The sequence below is a fragment of the Paenibacillus sp. J22P143 genome, from assembly GCF_059692035.1.
The window spans coordinates 133204-150477 of the sequence record NZ_JCAUAQ010000001.1 but is presented as its reverse complement, the minus strand read 5'-3'; the positions used below and the strand labels follow the sequence as shown (position 1 = coordinate 150477).

Annotated in this window: 16 protein-coding genes; 15 read left to right on the top strand and 1 reads right to left on the bottom strand. The window is 46.2% G+C overall.

The features are described from left to right. Nucleotides 1–2 precede the first annotated feature (2 nt). Together AC58PQ_RS00800 and AC58PQ_RS00795 are read left to right on the top strand one after the other, a co-directional pair. Nucleotides 3–917, top strand: coding sequence for a lysophospholipid acyltransferase family protein (locus tag AC58PQ_RS00800; protein WP_497240107.1), 915 nt, complete (start codon nt 3–5; stop codon nt 915–917). A gap of 27 nt (nt 918–944) precedes the next feature. Next, on the top strand, nt 945–1940 hold the full coding sequence (locus AC58PQ_RS00795) for a metal-dependent hydrolase (RefSeq protein ID WP_497240106.1): 996 nt from the start codon (nt 945–947) through the stop codon (nt 1938–1940). A 93-nt stretch (nt 1941–2033) separates the two neighbouring features. Here AC58PQ_RS00795 and AC58PQ_RS00790 read toward each other — a convergent pair whose 3' ends face one another. Beyond that, nucleotides 2034–2627 carry a nitroreductase family protein gene (locus AC58PQ_RS00790; protein WP_497240105.1) on the bottom strand — a complete coding sequence of 198 codons (594 nt, stop codon included), beginning with the start codon at nt 2625–2627 and terminating at the stop codon, nt 2034–2036. Nucleotides 2628–2752: 125 nt separating this feature from the next. On the opposite strand from AC58PQ_RS00790, the gene AC58PQ_RS00785 reads away from it, so the two are divergent. The 13 genes from AC58PQ_RS00785 to AC58PQ_RS00725 all read left to right on the top strand — a co-directional run bounded on the left by AC58PQ_RS00785 (nt 2753) and on the right by AC58PQ_RS00725 (nt 17268). Further along, on the top strand, nt 2753–2998 hold the full coding sequence (locus tag AC58PQ_RS00785; RefSeq protein WP_497240104.1) for a hypothetical protein: 246 nt from the start codon (nt 2753–2755) through the stop codon (nt 2996–2998). Between the two features lie 59 nt (nt 2999–3057). Continuing rightward, nucleotides 3058–5346 (top strand): DEAD/DEAH box helicase, encoded by a 2289-nt coding sequence (locus tag AC58PQ_RS00780; RefSeq protein ID WP_497240103.1) that lies wholly within the window; start codon nt 3058–3060, stop codon nt 5344–5346. After that, nucleotides 5343–6812, top strand: a complete 1470-nt coding sequence (locus AC58PQ_RS00775; protein WP_497240102.1) for a ribonuclease H-like domain-containing protein — start codon at nt 5343–5345, stop codon at nt 6810–6812. Before AC58PQ_RS00780 ends, AC58PQ_RS00775 begins: the two co-directional genes overlap by 4 nt. A 715-nt stretch (nt 6813–7527) precedes the next feature. Then, nucleotides 7528–8331 carry an Fpg/Nei family DNA glycosylase gene (locus AC58PQ_RS00770; RefSeq protein ID WP_497240101.1) on the top strand — a complete coding sequence of 268 codons (804 nt, stop codon included), beginning with the start codon at nt 7528–7530 and terminating at the stop codon, nt 8329–8331. Between the two features lie 15 nt (nt 8332–8346). Continuing rightward, complete coding sequence (locus AC58PQ_RS00765; protein ID WP_497240100.1) at nt 8347–9207, top strand: deoxyribonuclease IV; 861 nt, start codon at nt 8347–8349, stop codon at nt 9205–9207. Continuing rightward, complete coding sequence (locus AC58PQ_RS00760; protein WP_497240099.1) at nt 9185–9538, top strand: cyclic-phosphate processing receiver domain-containing protein; 354 nt, start codon at nt 9185–9187, stop codon at nt 9536–9538. Before AC58PQ_RS00765 ends, AC58PQ_RS00760 begins: the two co-directional genes overlap by 23 nt. A gap of 18 nt (nt 9539–9556) precedes the next feature. Next, nucleotides 9557–10330, top strand: coding sequence for an ABC transporter ATP-binding protein (locus AC58PQ_RS00755; RefSeq protein WP_497240098.1), 774 nt, complete (start codon nt 9557–9559; stop codon nt 10328–10330). A 53-nt stretch (nt 10331–10383) separates the two neighbouring features. Beyond that, complete coding sequence (locus tag AC58PQ_RS00750; protein ID WP_497240097.1) at nt 10384–11421, top strand: SAM-dependent methyltransferase; 1038 nt, start codon at nt 10384–10386, stop codon at nt 11419–11421. A gap of 88 nt (nt 11422–11509) precedes the next feature. Then, nucleotides 11510–13150, top strand: coding sequence for a serine/threonine protein kinase (locus tag AC58PQ_RS00745; RefSeq protein WP_497240096.1), 1641 nt, complete (start codon nt 11510–11512; stop codon nt 13148–13150). Nucleotides 13151–13236: 86 nt separating this feature from the next. Beyond that, the gene (locus tag AC58PQ_RS00740; protein ID WP_497240095.1) at nt 13237–13749 is read left to right on the top strand and encodes an acyl-CoA thioesterase; all 513 of its coding nucleotides are present in this window, start codon (nt 13237–13239) and stop codon (nt 13747–13749) included. 267 nt (nt 13750–14016) lie between these two features. Continuing rightward, nucleotides 14017–15147 carry an AAA family ATPase gene (locus AC58PQ_RS00735; protein ID WP_497240094.1) on the top strand — a complete coding sequence of 377 codons (1131 nt, stop codon included), beginning with the start codon at nt 14017–14019 and terminating at the stop codon, nt 15145–15147. After that, nucleotides 15128–16390 carry a TadA family conjugal transfer-associated ATPase gene (locus AC58PQ_RS00730; protein WP_497240093.1) on the top strand — a complete coding sequence of 421 codons (1263 nt, stop codon included), beginning with the start codon at nt 15128–15130 and terminating at the stop codon, nt 16388–16390. The genes AC58PQ_RS00735 and AC58PQ_RS00730 overlap by 20 nt, the downstream gene beginning before the upstream one ends. After that, nucleotides 16387–17268, top strand: a complete 882-nt coding sequence (locus AC58PQ_RS00725; RefSeq protein ID WP_497240092.1) for a type II secretion system F family protein — start codon at nt 16387–16389, stop codon at nt 17266–17268. The genes AC58PQ_RS00730 and AC58PQ_RS00725 overlap by 4 nt, the downstream gene beginning before the upstream one ends. Nucleotides 17269–17274 lie beyond the last annotated feature (6 nt).

Here is a 17274-nt window from a genome sequence, read left to right as displayed (position 1 = left end):
CTTTGTATGAATGGATTGCTAGATTAACTTCGGACGGAGGGAAGCGTAGTCGGTTAGAGCGTATACTTCCCATTTTCCCATTATGGATGATGTCGATCCTTTGTTGGGTGATAGCTGCCATATGGTATGTGGTCTCACGTAATGGATTTCTGAAGCGTGTGAAATATAATTTAGCAGATGTTCTAGGTCCAATGCCTGAACGGAAGGTGAAATCACTCACCAGAAAATATGTGCGCAATGTTGTTTTCTCACTGTACGAAATTTTATTCCAATCTAATCGGTTGAGTGATCTTGAATTTGAGTTACAGGGTGAGCAACATTTACTGACCGCGCAGCATTTAGCTAACGGGAAAGGCTTCATTATCTACACGCCTCATGTTGGTAATTTTTTTAACTATTATTGGTATTTCACGAAAATGTTCGATTGTCTCACCGTAGCGTCCGCGGGTAGTTCGGAACTAAAGCCCTTGTATGACAAATTTGCTGCTCTAGGGTGTAAAGGGTTAGATTACGACAGTGTTCCCGCACTAGAATTGTATCGTACGTTAAAAAGGCATGTTCAATCCGGAGGCGTTGTTTTCCTGCTTGGAGATTTCTGGCGACCTACATTTCCGTTGTCCAAGTTATTTGGCAGGGTTACTCGGACGCCGGGTGGCACAGCCATGCTCGCGCTTGAGCAACAAATTCCAATTGTACCTTTCTATGGGTTTCGGTCACATGGCTTCAAACATCGACTTGTGGTGGGGGAACCACTTATCTTACACAGTAAAGCTGCAAATTCAGTTAAAACGGATAGGGCGCATGCCAATCTTTTGCTGAATAGCTTCGTAGAGCGGGTTATTCGCGAACAGCCCGCTTCTTGGTTCTATTGGTTTAATGTTCATGAGCGTTGGGAAACCGGTCATCAGTTCCAATAAAGGACATAAGAACGGGGGAATCGATAAATGGATTCTGGAAGCCACTTATTGTTTGGGGTTAGCCTCGCTGGATTAGCTTGTTTAGAAACGGTGGTTTCGGATCAGCCCGCATTGGCGCATGCCATTCTCGCTGGAACGTTGGTTGGTTCTTATGCGCCAGATTTAGATACGGTTGCACGTTTACGCGGTTACGCTAGTTATGTCCGAATTCATCGAGGTGTGACGCATTCTTTACCTGCTTTACTTATTTGGCCGCTTATCATAAGTTTGCCGCTCGCTGCGTTATTTGGTGTTTGGGAGCACTTCATTAGCCTATACTTTTGGACGTTTCTAGCTGTTGTTTACCACGTTGGACTTGATGTTCTGAATGTATATGGTGTTCAATGTTTAAGGCCTTTTACGAAAAAATGGGTGCATCTGGACACGCTTTGTCTCTATGATCCTTTCATGTTTGTTCTTCATGCGTGCGGCGCACTCATCTGGTTTCTGGTTTGGCTAGGGGAGGCAGGAAGTCATGTCGGGGAGATGTATGCCCTTATTTTTGCCGCAACTCTTATCTATATTGGGATCCAAACTTCACAGCGCAACAACCTCATCAAACATGTAGGAAGAGAGCTGAAGCTAACTTCAGGTGTTTGTCATCTTGTGCCGAGTTTAAGCTGGTTTCATTGGCAGTTTGTTTACGAAAGTGAAACTAGCTTCTATCTGGGGGAGATTCGATATGGACAAGTGATTGTCCTCGAGCAGTATAGCAAGAAAGATTACAACCAACAGGGCTCACATCCGATTGTGAAAGCATCCATGGGGACAGAGGGTGTTCGAGCATTTTTACAGTTTGCACAGCACATCTACGTATGTTGGAAAGAGAAAAACGGCGGTTATGAGGTGCAGTGGCGCGATATGCGTTTCTGGCACAAACGTAAGCTGAGCTTCGGTGTCGATGTTCATTTGGATCGGGATATGAATGTGGTGAGTGATCGAATTGGATTGGACAAAAAAGCTTGGGATCCGCCATACGTATAGGTGATTTCTTACGCTTAATAAATAAAAAAACACCTCAGGTTCACTTGGTTTTCAAAGTGCTGAAGTGTTCTTTTTGTTTGAAGTAAACGACGATTACTCGAATTGTCCTGCGTAAATAAGCTCGCTGATTGCGCGTCTTCCGGATGGGATTTCACGTTCTTGCAGATTGGCAGGAAGGGCATCTACTGGACCGCGGTACCCGATGGCAACAACAGCGTGAAGCTCGTACTCGGCAGGGATATGGAGTGCTTCACGTGCTTGGTCAGGTTCAAATCCGCCCATTGCGTGAGCGATAAGCCCTTGATTATTTGCCTCAAGCGCTAAATATCCCCACGCCGTACCTGCATCGAATGCATGACTTGGATTATGTGTGCCTTTAGGTGTTTTGGTGTTTGAAATGACAAGTGTAAGTACGGGGGCTTTTTCACACCACACGCGATTTGACGGCGTGATGAAATCATAGAATTTAGCCAATTGCTCGGGTGTCTGGGCAACAATAAAGCGCCATGGCTGATTGTTACTTCCTGAGGGTGCCCATCGTGCGGCTTCTAACAAGCTTAATAGAACGTCCTCTGACACTGCTTGATCCGAGAATGAACGTGGCGACCAACGCTCAAGAAATTGAGGATTGATCTCATGATCTGGTTGGCGATGCGCTTCAATTTCATTAGGTAAAGATGCGGACATTATGTATTCCTCCTTTGTGTATCTTATCCTAATTTTACCTGATTACAAGGCAGTATACGAATTTATCAATTTTTTATTGTTTTGTATGTCATTGGCGCAATTTGGCAAAGCTAGTTGTTATGAAAATGATGGACCAAGAAGAGGTGCGAGAAGCCGTGAATTTCACAAGTCATGATATCATTATCATTGAAAGAGCTTTGAGAACTGCCATGAAACATGATAGAGAAGAGCACCGTTCTAGAGATTATCAAGAAGTGTTGTTTAAAATGCAAGAAAGTGCAAACCAAGCGCTGTTGGTCACAGCTCAGGTAAGAAGCGAAGATCATGATGGCTTACGATACGATTATGATGATTCAGCTGAATTAATGTAGACATACGAACGTATATTCTGTAAAATGGAAGAAACGAAATGGGTAAGGAGATTCGGTTTATGAATCCTTTCACAGGTAAGGTTTCTTCAATGATAGAGATGATTGACGGGCTGCGTAAATCGCCTGAAATCATGGAACAAGTCACCTATTGGCATACGATACCCCCACGAGATCCGAAGCTGGCTGATTTTCCAGAAGGATTACATGAGGGTATTTGTGCAGCACTTGGACATAAAAACATTGGGCAATTATATACGCATCAAGCGGAATCGTTTCGCCAAGTTACCGCAGGGAAACACGTTGTAACGGTTACTCCGACGGCATCAGGTAAGACTCTTTGCTACAATTTACCGGTTGTTCAGAAAATTCTAGAAAACGATGCTTCACGAGCGCTTTATTTATTTCCTACCAAAGCGTTGGCACAAGATCAAGTGGCTGAACTTCAGGAAATGATTGCATTTATGGACGTGGATATTAAAACGCATACGTATGACGGTGATACGCCGCCAACAGTTCGCCAAGCTATACGAAATGCGGGACATATTGTCGTTACCAATCCCGACATGCTCCATTCTGCGATCCTGCCTCATCACACCAAATGGGTGAAACTATTCGAGAATTTGAACTATATCGTGATTGATGAAGTACATTCTTATCGAGGTGTATTTGGCAGTCATGTAGCCAATGTCATTCGCAGGTTGAAGCGGATTTGCCGCTTTTATGGTTCCAATCCGCAATTTATTTGTGCATCGGCCACAATTGAAAATCCGAAGGAGCATGCTGAACGATTGATCGGTGAAACCGTAACGCTGATTGATAATAATGGTGCTCCGGCAGGCGAGAAGCACTTTGTGTTCTATAACCCGCCTGTTGTTAATCAACAGCTCGGAATTCGGAAAAGCTCCGTCTTGGAGACGCGCAAGCTTGCGGGAACGCTGCTGCGGAGCGGGATCCAGACGATTGTATTTGCACGGAGCCGCGTGAGCGTAGAGATCTTGCTGACCTATCTGCAGGAGCTCGTGAGTCACGAGCTGGGCAGCAAATCGATCCGCGGTTACCGCGGCGGGTATCTCCCTAAGCTGCGCAGGGAGATCGAAAGAGGCTTACGCAGCGGGGAAATCCGCGGCGTTGTGAGCACGAACGCGCTGGAGCTGGGCATCGACATCGGCCAGCTGCAAGCGTGCGTGCTCAATGGCTATCCCGGCACGATAGCCAGCACTTGGCAGCAGTCCGGGCGTGCCGGACGGCGGCAGGAGACGTCGCTGACGATTCTCGTCGCGAGCAGCAATCCGTTGGATCAATACTTGATCCAGAATCCGCGGTATTTCTTTGAACGTCCACCAGAACAGGCGCGTATTCATCCAGATAATCTGATTATTCTCGTGGATCATGTGAAGTGTGCGGCGTATGAGCTGCCATTCGAAGCGAATGAGAAGTTCGGTGAGGAGTCGCTCACCGATGTTCTGGAATATTTAACAGAGGAGCAGGTGCTTCACCAAGTCAATGATCGTTGGTATTGGATGGAGCAATCCTTCCCAGCTCATAACATCTCGTTGCGCTCTGCGGCGCAAGAGAATTTTGTTATTATCGATATGACGAATGGTCATCGCGTTATTGGCGAATGTGATCGTTTCAGTGCGCCAACTTTGATTCACGAAGAGGCTATTTATATTCATGAAGGCATTCAATTCCAAGTGGAAAAGTTGGATTATGAAGAGAAGAAAGCGTTCGTGAGACAAGTGAACGTCGATTACTTTACCGATGCCAGTATGGCCGTTCAGCTCAAGGTGCTGCATGTGAATCGAGAGGGGCGCGTAGGTGGCCTCTTGCGCCAACTTGGTGAGGTAACTGTGAATGCGCAGCCTACGATTTTCAAGAAAATCCGTCTGCGTACGCATGAGAATATCGGCTCGGGGCCGATTCGCTTGCCAGAAGAGGAGCTGCATACGAGCTCCTATTGGTTCACTTTTGACGAGGCGATGGCGGCAGGACGTTCGGCTAATAACATGCAGCATGCGCTGCTTGGCATTGCCAATGTACTAGCGCATCTGGCGCCGCTGTATTTGATGTGCGACCCGATGGATATTCGGGTCGTTCCGCAAGTGAAGGCGGTGCATAGCAAGCTGCCGACGGTGTTTTTCTATGACCGCTACCCTGGCGGCGTTGGTCTTAGTGATCGGCTGTACGAGGTCCACGGACAACTGATGGATCAGGCGCGCAGCCTGATTAAGAGCTGCGGCTGCATCAGCGGCTGCCCGGCCTGTGTCGGGCCGATCGAAGAGGTCGGCCTGCTCGGCAAGAAGCTCGCGCTGGAGCTGCTCGCTGAGCTCGAAGGCGGTGCCCGATGAGCGGGCTCCGCGAAAGGCTCGGCCGCCTGCGGGGACCCGCTGCGGCTGGGGTAACACCGCCGCCCCCGCCGGAGGCAGGGGGCGAGTGGGCGCAGCTCGGCGCCCATATTGCGACGAGCCCCGCGGGCTCGTTCGTCATGCGGCGCCGCGAGTACGGCGCGGACAGCGTGCACGGCAAGTATCGGCTGCGTGAGCTCGCCGATGTTGCTGCGCAGCTGTCCTGCTTTCACGAGCAGGACGCCGTCGTCCGGCTCGAAGAGCTGCTCTTCTTCGATACCGAGACAACCGGACTCGGCGTCGGTGCTGGTAACGTGCCGTTCATGGTCGGCATCGGGTACTACACCGGCGAGCTGTTCACGGTTGAACAGCTCATGATTCGCAATCCAGCAGAGGAGCATGCGATGCTGGTGTACCTGCAAGAACTGTTAGGACGATATACGCATATCGTCTCCTATAACGGCCGCACGTTCGATTGGCCGATTCTCAAAAATCGCTTTGTTCTGAATCGTCTCACCTTGGACGACTCAGAACTGTTACAGCTTGATCTACTCTATCCGTCACGAAGTCTGTGGCGCAATACGCTGCCCTCCTGTCGATTGAGCAAGGTGGAGGAGAGCCGTCTTGGCTTTGAGCGAGTCGATGACGTACCTGGATCGATGGCGCCTGCGCTGTATTTTCAATATTTGGCGGAGAAGGATCCTGCTGTCCTCCAAGGTGTATTCATTCATAATGAGCATGATATCGTGACTTTGGCTGCTTTAACGATCCATTTTGGCAGATTGCTGCGTCCAGATGTGGCCCTTCATCCCGTACAAGACGAAGAAGTCGACATCGTCTCACGTAACGATCTGGCTCTTAATTTTAATCTCGATCCCACACTCGACCCCAGTTTAGATCCTAACCTAGACCCCGAAGAACTGTTCCGAACTGGACTTTGGCTTGATAAAATGGAAAGACCTGTCAAGGCTGAACGATATTTGAATGCTTTATACGCTAAGCTACTGAATAACGTAGCGGCTATACAGGCGGCTGAACAAGAAATAGCCTTACTTCAATTAGCGGGATACTATAAGAAATGTGGTCAGTATGCGCGTGCAATCGAGCTGTGGAAGCAAGCTATCCTATTCAAACCTGCCAGCATTTCATTGCAGTTGGAGCCGTATTTGGAACTTGCGATGTACTACGAACACCGTGAGAAGGATCTGAATCAAGCGGTCTTTTATGCAGAAGAGGCATGGGCAAGGCTTTGGCGGCGACGTGCTCTTCATCGTGGCGATCGGAAGATTAACGAAATTGAAGAAGCTTGGGAGAAGCGGATTGCACGTTTGAAGCAGAAAATGCGAAAAAATGAGTCGAATTTGAGTAAAAGAGATGTTGGGTATCCTGTAAAAGTAAATAAAACTTCCAGTGCGAGACGGAGCAAGAAAGTACTAAAGCCCATTTACATTAGTGAAAGCTTATTTTAATGCAGTGTACATATCTCTGGAGGGGCTTAAAGTTGCGTTAGTTCGATATTACCTGCTTATTCGCAACTGTTGGAACAGATTTGGTTGACTAGCTGGATTAAATTGAACTTTTGGTTGCCGGAGGAAGCAATTCGTGCTGAGTTACTCGAAAAATTCTAGTAACTCACCGAGAAAGCAAAGGAATAGTCCGAGATACTCGAAAAATTCGAGTAACTCACCGAGAAAGCAAAGGAATGGTCCGGGATACTCGAAAAATTCTAGCAACTCGCCGAGAAAGCAAAGGAATGGTCAGAGTTACTCGAAAAATTCGAGTAACTCACCGAGGAAGCAAAGGAATGGTCCGAGATACTCGAAAAATTCGAGCAACTCGCCGAGACAGCAAAGGAATGGTCCGAGATACTCGAAAAATTCGAGTAACTCACCGAGAAAGCAAAGGAATGGTCCGAGATACTCGAAAAATTCGAGTAACTCACCGAGAAAGCAAAGGAATGGTCCGAGATACTCGAAAAATTCGAGCAACTCGCCGAGAAAGTAAAGGAATGGTCCGAGATACTCGAAAAATTCGATTATCTCGCCGAGAATAGCTTCGGAATGTGCTAAGTATATGTGTGGCTAACCGCATTGATTGCGTGTTATCAGTTCAGGCATCGACGAAAGGTTTACGCTCCTTGCCATTTGGTTATACAAGGTATAAAAATGGCAAGGAGCGATTCTCGTGCCTGAGCTTCCGGAAATGGAAACGTATCGTCAGCAGTTGACGCGATTGATCATTGGAGTACCGATAACGAGTGTCGATGTAACACGTCCGAAATCCTTGAATATAGACCCCAATGAGTTTGCTCATAAGCTTATCGGCAATCGAATTGTTCAGATTGAGCGTAGAGCAAAGCACTTACTGTTTCATTTGGCCTCCGGTGAAATACTGTTGTTGCATCTCATGTTAGGCGGTTGGATGTTCTATGGGACACAAGAAGAGCAACCCGACCGAACGATTCAGGTGGAGATCCATTTGGGTGTACACAGCCTATCTTTTATTGGTTTACGATTAGGTTATTTGCACCTTCACACTTCGAAGGAGATCGATGCCCTCTTGCGTAAGTTAGGACCGGAACCGCTCCAATTAAGCTTAGTCCAATTCCGGAACGTCCTGCGAACCAAGAAAAGTAACCTCAAAGTGACGCTTGTTGATCAAGGATTTCTTTCAGGCATTGGGAATTGTTATTCGGATGAAATTTGCTTTGAAGCGGGCGTCCTTCCTCTGCGAAAAGTACCTTCTCTCACTGAAAATGAGCAATCTCAGCTATACCAAGCCATGCAAGCTCTGTTACGAGAAGCCATTCAAGTCGGCGGCTACATGGAGGAACCCTTATTCGCGGGAGATCGATTAACCGGTCAATATAATCCGAGATGTCGTGTGTATGATCGCAAAGATGAGCCATGTTTTAAATGTGGGAGTCCTATTATTCAAACGGAAGTCTCAAGCCGTAAATGCTTTTACTGTACCCATTGTCAGAAGTGAAAGGTCGGGTTGAACATGTTTATCGGAGCCCACATAAGTACGCGAGGCGGTTATCTGAATGCAGCCAAAACCGCTCTTTCCCTTGGTGCAAATGCCTTTCAATACTTTCCGATGAACCCTCGTACTCTGGCTACGAAAGCTGTAAATCACAAAGACGCGAGCGCGTGCGACCAATTGTGTAAGGAACATGGCATTCTTTCGATTGGACATGCGCCCTATGCACTAAATCCCGCTGTGGATGAGGCTGAACGTGAAATCATGGTTAACTTACTGAAAAATGGCCTGGACATTACAAATGCATGCGGTTCTGTTGGACTTGTGGTGCATTTTGGGAAATATACTGGAAAAGACCCGTTACAAGGCTACAAAAATATAATACAATGTTTGAATAGCGCTACGGAGGGGTATACGGGATCTTCTTTCATTTTGCTAGAAAATCAAGCAGGAGAAGGGTCGCAATTAGGACTGACCATGGAAGAAATGGCGCAGGTTCGAAAGCTTTGCGATTCACCGGAGAAGATTGGCTTTTGCCTAGATACTTGTCATGCTTATGCAAGCCAACTTTGGCGAGGCTCTGATTGGTTTGAGCTGGAGTCAAAGGGGAATCAGCTAGATTATCTGCCTCATTTGAAGGCTGTTCATCTGAATGATTCGGTGTATCCTTTAGGATCACGCCGTGATCGGCATGCCAACATTGGCAAGGGTCATATCGGCATTGCGAATTTCCAAAGCCTATTAGCATCGCCCTTTTTACAAGACATTCCTATCGTTCTTGAGACTGGTTTTGGGCCTGATGGCACACATCGGGAAGAGATTGCGCTCGTAAATTCGTTGCTGGAAAGGAAATGTGAGGATGATTCATGTATACTTAGATGATTCGCGTCCTTGTCCCCAAGGATTTACCTTAGCTAAAGATGCCAAAGAATGTATCACTTTGCTTCAGGAATGTGAGGTCGACATCTTATCCTTGGATCACGATTTGGGTTGGATGTCCAAGCAAACAGGCATGGATGTTGTCATTTGGTTGAATCAGCAGCGCAAATTTCCAAGAACGATTTATATTCATACATCCAGTCCTTCGGCATGCACACAGATGTACCAGATGCTGTATGCTGTCAAGCCTGAGGGAATGGGGCTTTATGCGCATCGAATGCCAGATGAAGTATTGATGGGGGTTGCACAAGGGACCTATCCAAGTAAAACGTAATGTGAGAGGAACGATCTTATGATTCATTTATCCGGTATTCATTTTATTCGGGGCGAACGCCATATTTTAAATGATGTGAATGTACATATCGAATCCGGTGAACACTGGGTATTGCTGGGCCGAAATGGTTCAGGTAAAACGACATTGCTTGAAATGATGAATGGCTATGAATTTCCGAGCCGTGGTACGGTTGATGTCCTTGGCAATCGGTTTGGTCAGGTTGATGTTAGGGAAGTTCGGAAGAAAATTGGCTATATTTCTCAATCACTCTTTGAAAAATTGAATTTGATTGACCTTGTTATCGAAGTCGTGGCAACGGGCGAGTATGCGTATCTTCGATTTTATGAAGAAATCCCTCAGGAAGTGAAGGACCGGGCACTAGAAATGTTGGAACGTGTTCGGATCCCTCATCTTGCGGGCCAACCACTAGGCAGTCTTTCACAAGGTGAACGCAAGAAGGTTATGCTTGCACGTTCCTTAATGAGTAAGCCGTCGATCCTCATTATGGACGAGCCTGCCGCTGGTCTAGATTTATTTGAGAGAGAACGGTTTCTATCTGATGTAAATAAGCTTAGTAAACAAGATATAACAGTCGTTTATGTTACCCATCACATCGAAGAAATCATGCCTTTATTTACGCATGTTGCGATTATCGAGCAAGGGGAATTGATTGCTTCAGGACGTAAAGAAGACGTATTAACGCCAGAGAATATTCAAAAAGCTTTCGGAATTGATGTTTCATTGGAGTGGTTCCAAGATCGTCCGTGGATCAAGGTTATTGAAAACAACTAGGCTTATGCAGCAAGCTAGCTAAAATGAACGTAGATTACTTAAAGGATGCGGCTATGACACAATTAACGACCTATATTGGAACCTCGAATCATGGGTTCGCTCAATATGCACAAGATGAACTACGTAAGTTATTTCCATTAACGAAATTTACATTATTGGTGCCAACGGAAGTTTTTTATTTCCAAGTTCCAGATGATTCTGCAGACGTAATTCCAACCCTGCAAGAGAATGAACCTATCTTTTTACGACATGTTCAACCTGTTCATCAAGAATGGGAGCTTAGTAGCACGGATGCAGATATTGTGCATTTGACGGCGTGGCTTCGTGAAGCCTATGCCACTGGCTTGTTTGCTTTTGGCGAGAAAATTACCACGCAAATTCGTAAAGAAGAGCGTGCAGATGTTTCGTATGCGCCGTATACTATTAAGGCCGCATTCGATGAAATCCTCGTATCTGAATGCGGAGGCGAGCCGGTTGTCCGTTATGCGGACCACATTATTTCGGTGTATATTAGCGCCAAAAAGCTATATATCGGCATATCGAAGCCACAGGACAACTTATCGGACTGGTCAGGCGGTGCGATCCGCTTCATGAAGGAAGAAGATCAAATTTCACGCGCCAAATTTAAGCTGTTGGAAGCAGAGCAGCGTTTCGGCATTGATTTCAGTGTAGCTCGCAAAGCGATTGATATTGGGGCTGCACCTGGCGGATGGACATCTTTGCTGCTAGAACGCGGTTTGAAAGTAACAGCGATTGACCCAGCTGCAATGAACCCACGACTATTAGGTAATCCTTTGCTGACTTTCCTGAAGAAAAATGCAGGTGATGTTAAGCTGCGTGAGAATGAGTTTGATTTACTTGTCTGTGATATGAGCTGGGATCCGCGGCAGATGGGACGCCTCGTGGCAGATTTGCTCTTCTCTTTGCAAAGTGGCGGTACGGCCATCATCACTGTGAAGCTTATGCATAAGAAACCGTTCCAAACGGTTCGTGATATCCTGCACATTTTCGAAGATTCACTCTTCCTCTTGAAAGCGAAGCAGTTGTTTCACAATCGAGAAGAAATCACGCTATATTTGCAAAAAATATAAAATGTGAAAAATAGCTAGATTTTCCAATAACCCTCCCTTATAATCAAGAGCAATATGGCTTGAGATAAGAGGGGGGTTTTTAAGTATTGTGAAGCAAATACCATGGCAAGGGGAAATTGTAGGAGGGAGATACCAGCTCGTGTCCATACTAGGACAAGGCGGCATGAGTCAGGTGTATCTCGCAGAAGATAACAAGCTGAAGGGGAAGCGCTGGGCAGTGAAGGAGTGTTTGTGCACAGATGCCGACAAGGCTTTCTTCATGGAGGAAGCGGAAATGCTTGCCAAGCTCCAGCACGCACAGCTCCCCCAATTAGTGGATTATTTTATAACAGAAGATGGGAAAGGCTACCTGGTCATGGACTATATCGAGGGGCCGACGTTGCAGGATTTGTTTGAAAAGAATCATCGTGATCTGCCCATTACGCAAATTGTTGATATTGCTTTTCAGTTGCTCGATATTTTCAACTACTTGCACACGTTCCAGCCTCGACCCATCATTTACCGCGATCTCAAGCCTTCCAACGTCATGCTCAACCAACACAATCAAGTCCGATTAATCGATTTCGGCGTGGCTAGACAATTTAAACAAGGACAAGCTTCCGATACCATGCAAATGGGGACGATAGGATTCGCTGCTCCGGAACAATATTTGGGACTCCAAACGGATGCCCGTACAGATCTTTACACACTGGGCTCCATGCTGTATTACTTATTGTCCGGTGGTCACTATGCTTATAGCAAAGCCAAGCCTTTGGAACTGCGAAAAGAAGGGATTCCAGAAGCCCTATGTACCACGATTCATTTTCTACTGCAAGATCTACCCTCGAACCGTTATCAAACCGCATTAGAAGTGAAGCTGAGACTTCGTTCCCTATACCCCGAAGGCAATCTGCTCGTTACAGACTCACAGCCTCAACGCACATCACTCCCATCTACTATGAGCGATAAGTTAATTGTCATTGGCGGATTATTCGCAGGAGTAGGTGCGACATTCACCGCGATAACATTAGCCAGAATCTTACATGCACTCCAAATTCCCAACGCGCTTGTCGAGCAACCGACGATTGAACCTGATTTGTATATGCTTCTATACGGAGAACGTAATGCCCCGACCCCATACAACTTTCCCTCCGAGCACATTAGTGACCCATCTTCCACTTACGCTACACCTTGGATCAACGGGTTTACTACCTGGGCGCCCATTCACCCTGATGGCTTTCAAGGCACTTGGCAAGCTTTCCACGCTTTTAAGCTTATGCACCTGATCAAGAAGCCGATCGTCCTGTGGGACGTATCGACGCAGTGGGAGCATCCTGCGGTACAAGAACTTTGTTTTAGTGCCGAAGACATTGTCGTCATTGTGGATAGCTCGCCAGGGAAGTGTGACCGCCCCAGCTCGCGCAAGCTGATGGAGCAATTCGAATCCTACAAGCAGCGAGGTAAAAAGGTGCATTACATTGCAAATGGGGCGTTACCTCCTCATTTCCAAAGAGAGTGGCATGACGCACTCCCGTCTGCACCGCTGTGTACCATACCGCAAATTCTTAGATCAGAAGTGATGCAAGCTGTTTGGAAGGGTGATTGCATCCAGGATCAGCCACAATACCTGAACATGTTTTACGAAGCCCTGAAACCATTCCTCAGTGAGATTCTCCCCCACGAAAGCATCAAGCAATTCGCACGGCGACCCAGCAAATCGATTTTTGCTCGTTTCATGAAACGTGGTTAGTGGTATTATTAAGCGATAACCAAAAATAGTAAAAAGTATGGTATGATGAGTCATATTTTATTAGAGAAAACGAGGGGGAAACAGCTATGGAGCAGCGATATTCGAGAGAATCCAGATGTTTCAAAACATCGCGTATTTTTCCAACTGATGTGAACAATCATAATACACTTTTTGGCGGAAAACTGATGTCCTATATTGATGATATTGCTTCTATTGCGGCGCATAAGCATTGTCGGAGGTCGGTCGTGACGGCTTCTACGGATTCGGTTGACTTTTTGTCACCTATACACACGTCGGACTCTGTCTGCTTAGAGTCTTTCGTGACTTGGACAGGCAAAAGCTCGATGGAGGTTTTCGTCAAGGTTGTTACCGAGGATCTGAAGTCAGGTTCAAGGAAAATTGCAGCGACCTCTTTCCTTACTTTTGTTGCCTTGGATGAGAATAAAGTGCCTGTCGAAGTGCCGGATGTTATACCAGAAACCGAAGAGGAGATAAAGCTTCACGAATCCGCACCGCATCGCGCAGAGATGAGACGTATTCGCCGTGTGGAGAGTAAGAAGCTGGCTAGCTTCTTCACGATGAAGTACCCGTGGGAATAAAGGGATTGATTTATTAGGGAATTGTGGTACAATTTAGGTAATTGAAATTCGGACAAGCGGAAGCACCGCTGATTGTAGAGAAATATTCTCTATTGTCAGCGCGTGCTTTTTTTGCTATTCCGAGAAAAGACAGGAGGGGAAGAATGAGAGCAGAAACAACGACTCGCGTGGCGATTGTAATCGCCGTTATGAGTTGTGTACTTATTGGCAGTGGTATTTATATGAGGTTCGCTGGTTAGTTTCAAGAATGAAGGAGGAGAATCCGAATTGAGTAAACTTCAACTGTATGTCTTAGATGATGACATGGCTTATGCCGAGCGATTAGTCCTATTCATTCGGGCGACGGAGTTTGCTGAATGCATACAAGTTAAGCTCTTCACACAAGTAGAGATCTTAGTACAGGTGTTAGCGGATACGAGCATCGAAGGTGTCTTGTTGTTATCTGAAGCGTATTACCCGGAATTGCAGCAGCATCGCACTTCGTTGGTCAAGATGATTTTAAGTGAAAACATCATGAATTCTAATGCACCAGAAACACTACTTCCGTTCTTATTCCGTTATCAACCCCTATTTCAGCTGTTAACACTCATTCAAGCTCAATATGCAGAGGGTATTTCAAGCGGAAATCGTCCGATTCATGCCAATCGAACACGCGTGATATCCGTCTACAGTAGTAGTGGAAATAGTGGGAAATCGACGACAGCTGTACATTTGGCAAAGCAGCTAGCATTTCGTGGGGAACGTGTCTTGTATCTGAGCTTGGAGTCGGTGAGTGTAGCTTCGCAATGGCTGCAAGGAGACTCGGGGAGAGTATCGCAGCTTCTATATTATTTAAAAGTCTCGCCTGAGTCGATAGGGCAGAAGCTCGCGCTCTTAAAATCGCATGATGCTACTCATCGGTTCGATTATTTGACACCTCATGAGCAAATGCGAGAGATGCAGGAGATGAAAGGTGATCAAGTCAAGCAGCTCATAGCGTCGATCATTGACTTATCAGTCTACGACACAATCATCGTTGATCTCGAATCGTCCGTTCATCCAAGAATTGTAAGGAGCTTAGAACTTAGCGACAAGATCATTTGGCTTGTTCGAGATGATTGGAATGATGCGTTCAAAACGAAATCACTATTTAAGCAAATGAGTGCGTATCCGCATATTCATTTTGTCATGACGAGCTTTAGGGGCAGTCAAACGAATGCTTTCGATTTTCTAGGTAAAAAAATAGCATTTCATCTCCCCTATATTCCAGAGTGGAAGATGATGAGTTCGGCAGAGCAAGTGTGGCAATCAGATATTTTTTCGGAACAGGTGTACAGCATGCTGAAAGCTATTCTCAATGAACATGCTGTACCTGCAAAAGAAGGAGCTGCTTCTTACTTTGAATCAAGAGCTGTTTAACGAATTAAAGCGGGAGATTAAAGAAAATCTTGATCTCTCACATGAGGTAAGTGACGCTCAGTTATGGGGGCATATCGAAGAAACAATCTTCCGTGCGGCGAGTAAACAGGGTTGGACTTCGAGCGAAATGCAGGCCGGAGTCAAACGCATATTTGATAGCTTTCGAGGATTAGATATTCTTCAGCCGCTAATTGATGACCCTACTGTGACAGAGATCATGGTGAATGGACATACCTATATTTTCTTTGAACGAATGGGTGCGGTTGAACGATACCCATACGAGCTAGAAAGTTCTGAGAAGCTTGAGGATCTTATTCAAATGATCGTTTCCAAAGTCAATCGTATCGTCAACCAAGCCACACCCATTGTGGATGCGCGATTGAAAGATGGCTCTCGCGTAAATATCGTGCTTCCACCTGCCTCGCTTAGCGGTCCTACCATAACCATCCGTAAATTTCCTGCCAAGCCAATGGATATGTCGGATTTGATCCGATTGGGCAGCATTTCGGAGGATGCCGCAGAAATGCTGCGGATGATGGTTGAAGCGGGATTCAATATGTTTGTTGGAGGCGGAACAGGGTCAGGTAAGACGACGTTTCTCAATGCGTTGAGTTCTTGGATTCCTGATCATGAACGTGTGATTACAATCGAAGATTCAGCAGAGCTTCAGATCCAATCTGTACCTAATCTGGTCCGGATGGAAACGAGAAATGCGAATACCGAAGGGAAGGGGGCTATTACGATGCGAGAATTGATTCGATCTTCCCTGCGAATGCGTCCCAATCGCATTATCGTCGGCGAGGTGCGTGGTGCCGAGGCGTTGGATATGCTTGCGGCGATGAATACCGGACATGATGGAAGCTTAAGCACCGGCCACGCGAACACCTCACTGGATATGCTCAGCAGACTAGAGACGATGGTACTGAGTGCAGCGCCGCTTCCTGTTGAAGTGATTCGTAAACAGATTGCCTCTGCCCTAGATGTAATCGTGCATATTTCCCGTATGCGAGATCGTTCACGTAAGGTGACAGAAATTCATCAAGTTGTTGGCTTGAAGGATGGCGAAGTCCACTTGCAGCCGCTTTTTCTCTTTGAGGAGAGCGGGGAGACGCAAGATGGTAAGATCCTAGGAGCATTAAGGTACACGGGACAAGCTCTTGCCAATATGCACAAGCTTCAAATGGCGGGCAAACAGCTGCCTAATTGGTTTACACGTGTTGCAGTTGGGTGTGAGGCCATATGAGCGTGTGGTTGTTGATTATTCTGATTGGCGGAGGAAGTTGGATGATCCTACTGTATCTTGAACGCCGCAAATCACCTCGCAAATCAAATGAAAGCCCCTCTAAACCCAAGTCAACGGCCATCCTTCCAATAATTCCTTACATCGATTACAACCAGTATCCATTGTCCTCCAAAGAGAGAATTGCCGCTATTCTGATGCTAGCAATACCGGCATTCATGATCGGTTATATTTTCTATCAACAGATCATCCTCGCCACTGCTTTAGCTTCTACGGGCTTTCTGTTTCCTCGCTTTCGTCGTCAGCAATTAATCCAAAAACGCAAAAATATGCTGCATGTGCAATTTAAGCAAGCGCTCAGCTGTCTTTCTTCATCCATGACAGTGGGGAAATCCATTGAATCGGCATTTCGAGAGGCTTGGGAAGATTTGAAGCTGCTGTATCCTGATCCGGCCTGTTTGATCGTCGTTGAGTTCGGCATGATTTGCCGGAAGGTTGATAATGGCGAACCGATTGAGGCAGCGCTTAAACATTTTGCAGATCGAAGCCATTTAGAAGATATTCAGAGCTTTACTGACGTTTTTCTGACCTGTAAGCGTACGGGAGGTAATTTAGTTGAAGTGATGAAGCGAACAGCAACGGTTATCGCTGAGAAGCTAGAAATAACCCAGGAAATTTCGGTCATGATTGCACAAAAGCGTTTTGAATCGAGAGTGCTCGTTGTTGCCCCCATCCTCATTGTTGCTGTATTGGCCTTTTCTTCACCCGATTATATGGTTCCACTTTACAAAGGGAGTGGGATCCTCATCATGACCATTTGCTTATTGTTACTAGGTTCCTGTTACGTACTCACTCAAAAAATAATGAATATTAAGGTGTAGCATGTG

Bases quoted from the DNA above. Each gene is read 5' to 3' on its own strand.
- AC58PQ_RS00755 (WP_497240098.1), top strand. From the start codon at position 9,557: ATGATTCATTTATCCGGTATTCATTTTATTCGGGGCGAACGCCATATT.
- AC58PQ_RS00725 (WP_497240092.1), top strand. From the start codon at position 16,387: ATGAGCGTGTGGTTGTTGATTATTCTGATTGGCGGAGGAAGTTGGATG.
- AC58PQ_RS00795 (WP_497240106.1), top strand. From the start codon at position 945: ATGGATTCTGGAAGCCACTTATTGTTTGGGGTTAGCCTCGCTGGATTA.
- AC58PQ_RS00740 (WP_497240095.1), top strand. From the start codon at position 13,237: ATGGAGCAGCGATATTCGAGAGAATCCAGATGTTTCAAAACATCGCGT.
- AC58PQ_RS00765 (WP_497240100.1), top strand. From the start codon at position 8,347: ATGTTTATCGGAGCCCACATAAGTACGCGAGGCGGTTATCTGAATGCA.
- AC58PQ_RS00760 (WP_497240099.1), top strand. From the start codon at position 9,185: ATGATTCATGTATACTTAGATGATTCGCGTCCTTGTCCCCAAGGATTT.
- AC58PQ_RS00750 (WP_497240097.1), top strand. From the start codon at position 10,384: ATGACACAATTAACGACCTATATTGGAACCTCGAATCATGGGTTCGCT.
- AC58PQ_RS00785 (WP_497240104.1), top strand. From the start codon at position 2,753: ATGATGGACCAAGAAGAGGTGCGAGAAGCCGTGAATTTCACAAGTCAT.
- AC58PQ_RS00775 (WP_497240102.1), top strand. From the start codon at position 5,343: ATGAGCGGGCTCCGCGAAAGGCTCGGCCGCCTGCGGGGACCCGCTGCG.
- AC58PQ_RS00780 (WP_497240103.1), top strand. From the start codon at position 3,058: ATGAATCCTTTCACAGGTAAGGTTTCTTCAATGATAGAGATGATTGAC.
- AC58PQ_RS00790 (WP_497240105.1), bottom strand. From the start codon at position 2,627: ATGTCCGCATCTTTACCTAATGAAATTGAAGCGCATCGCCAACCAGAT.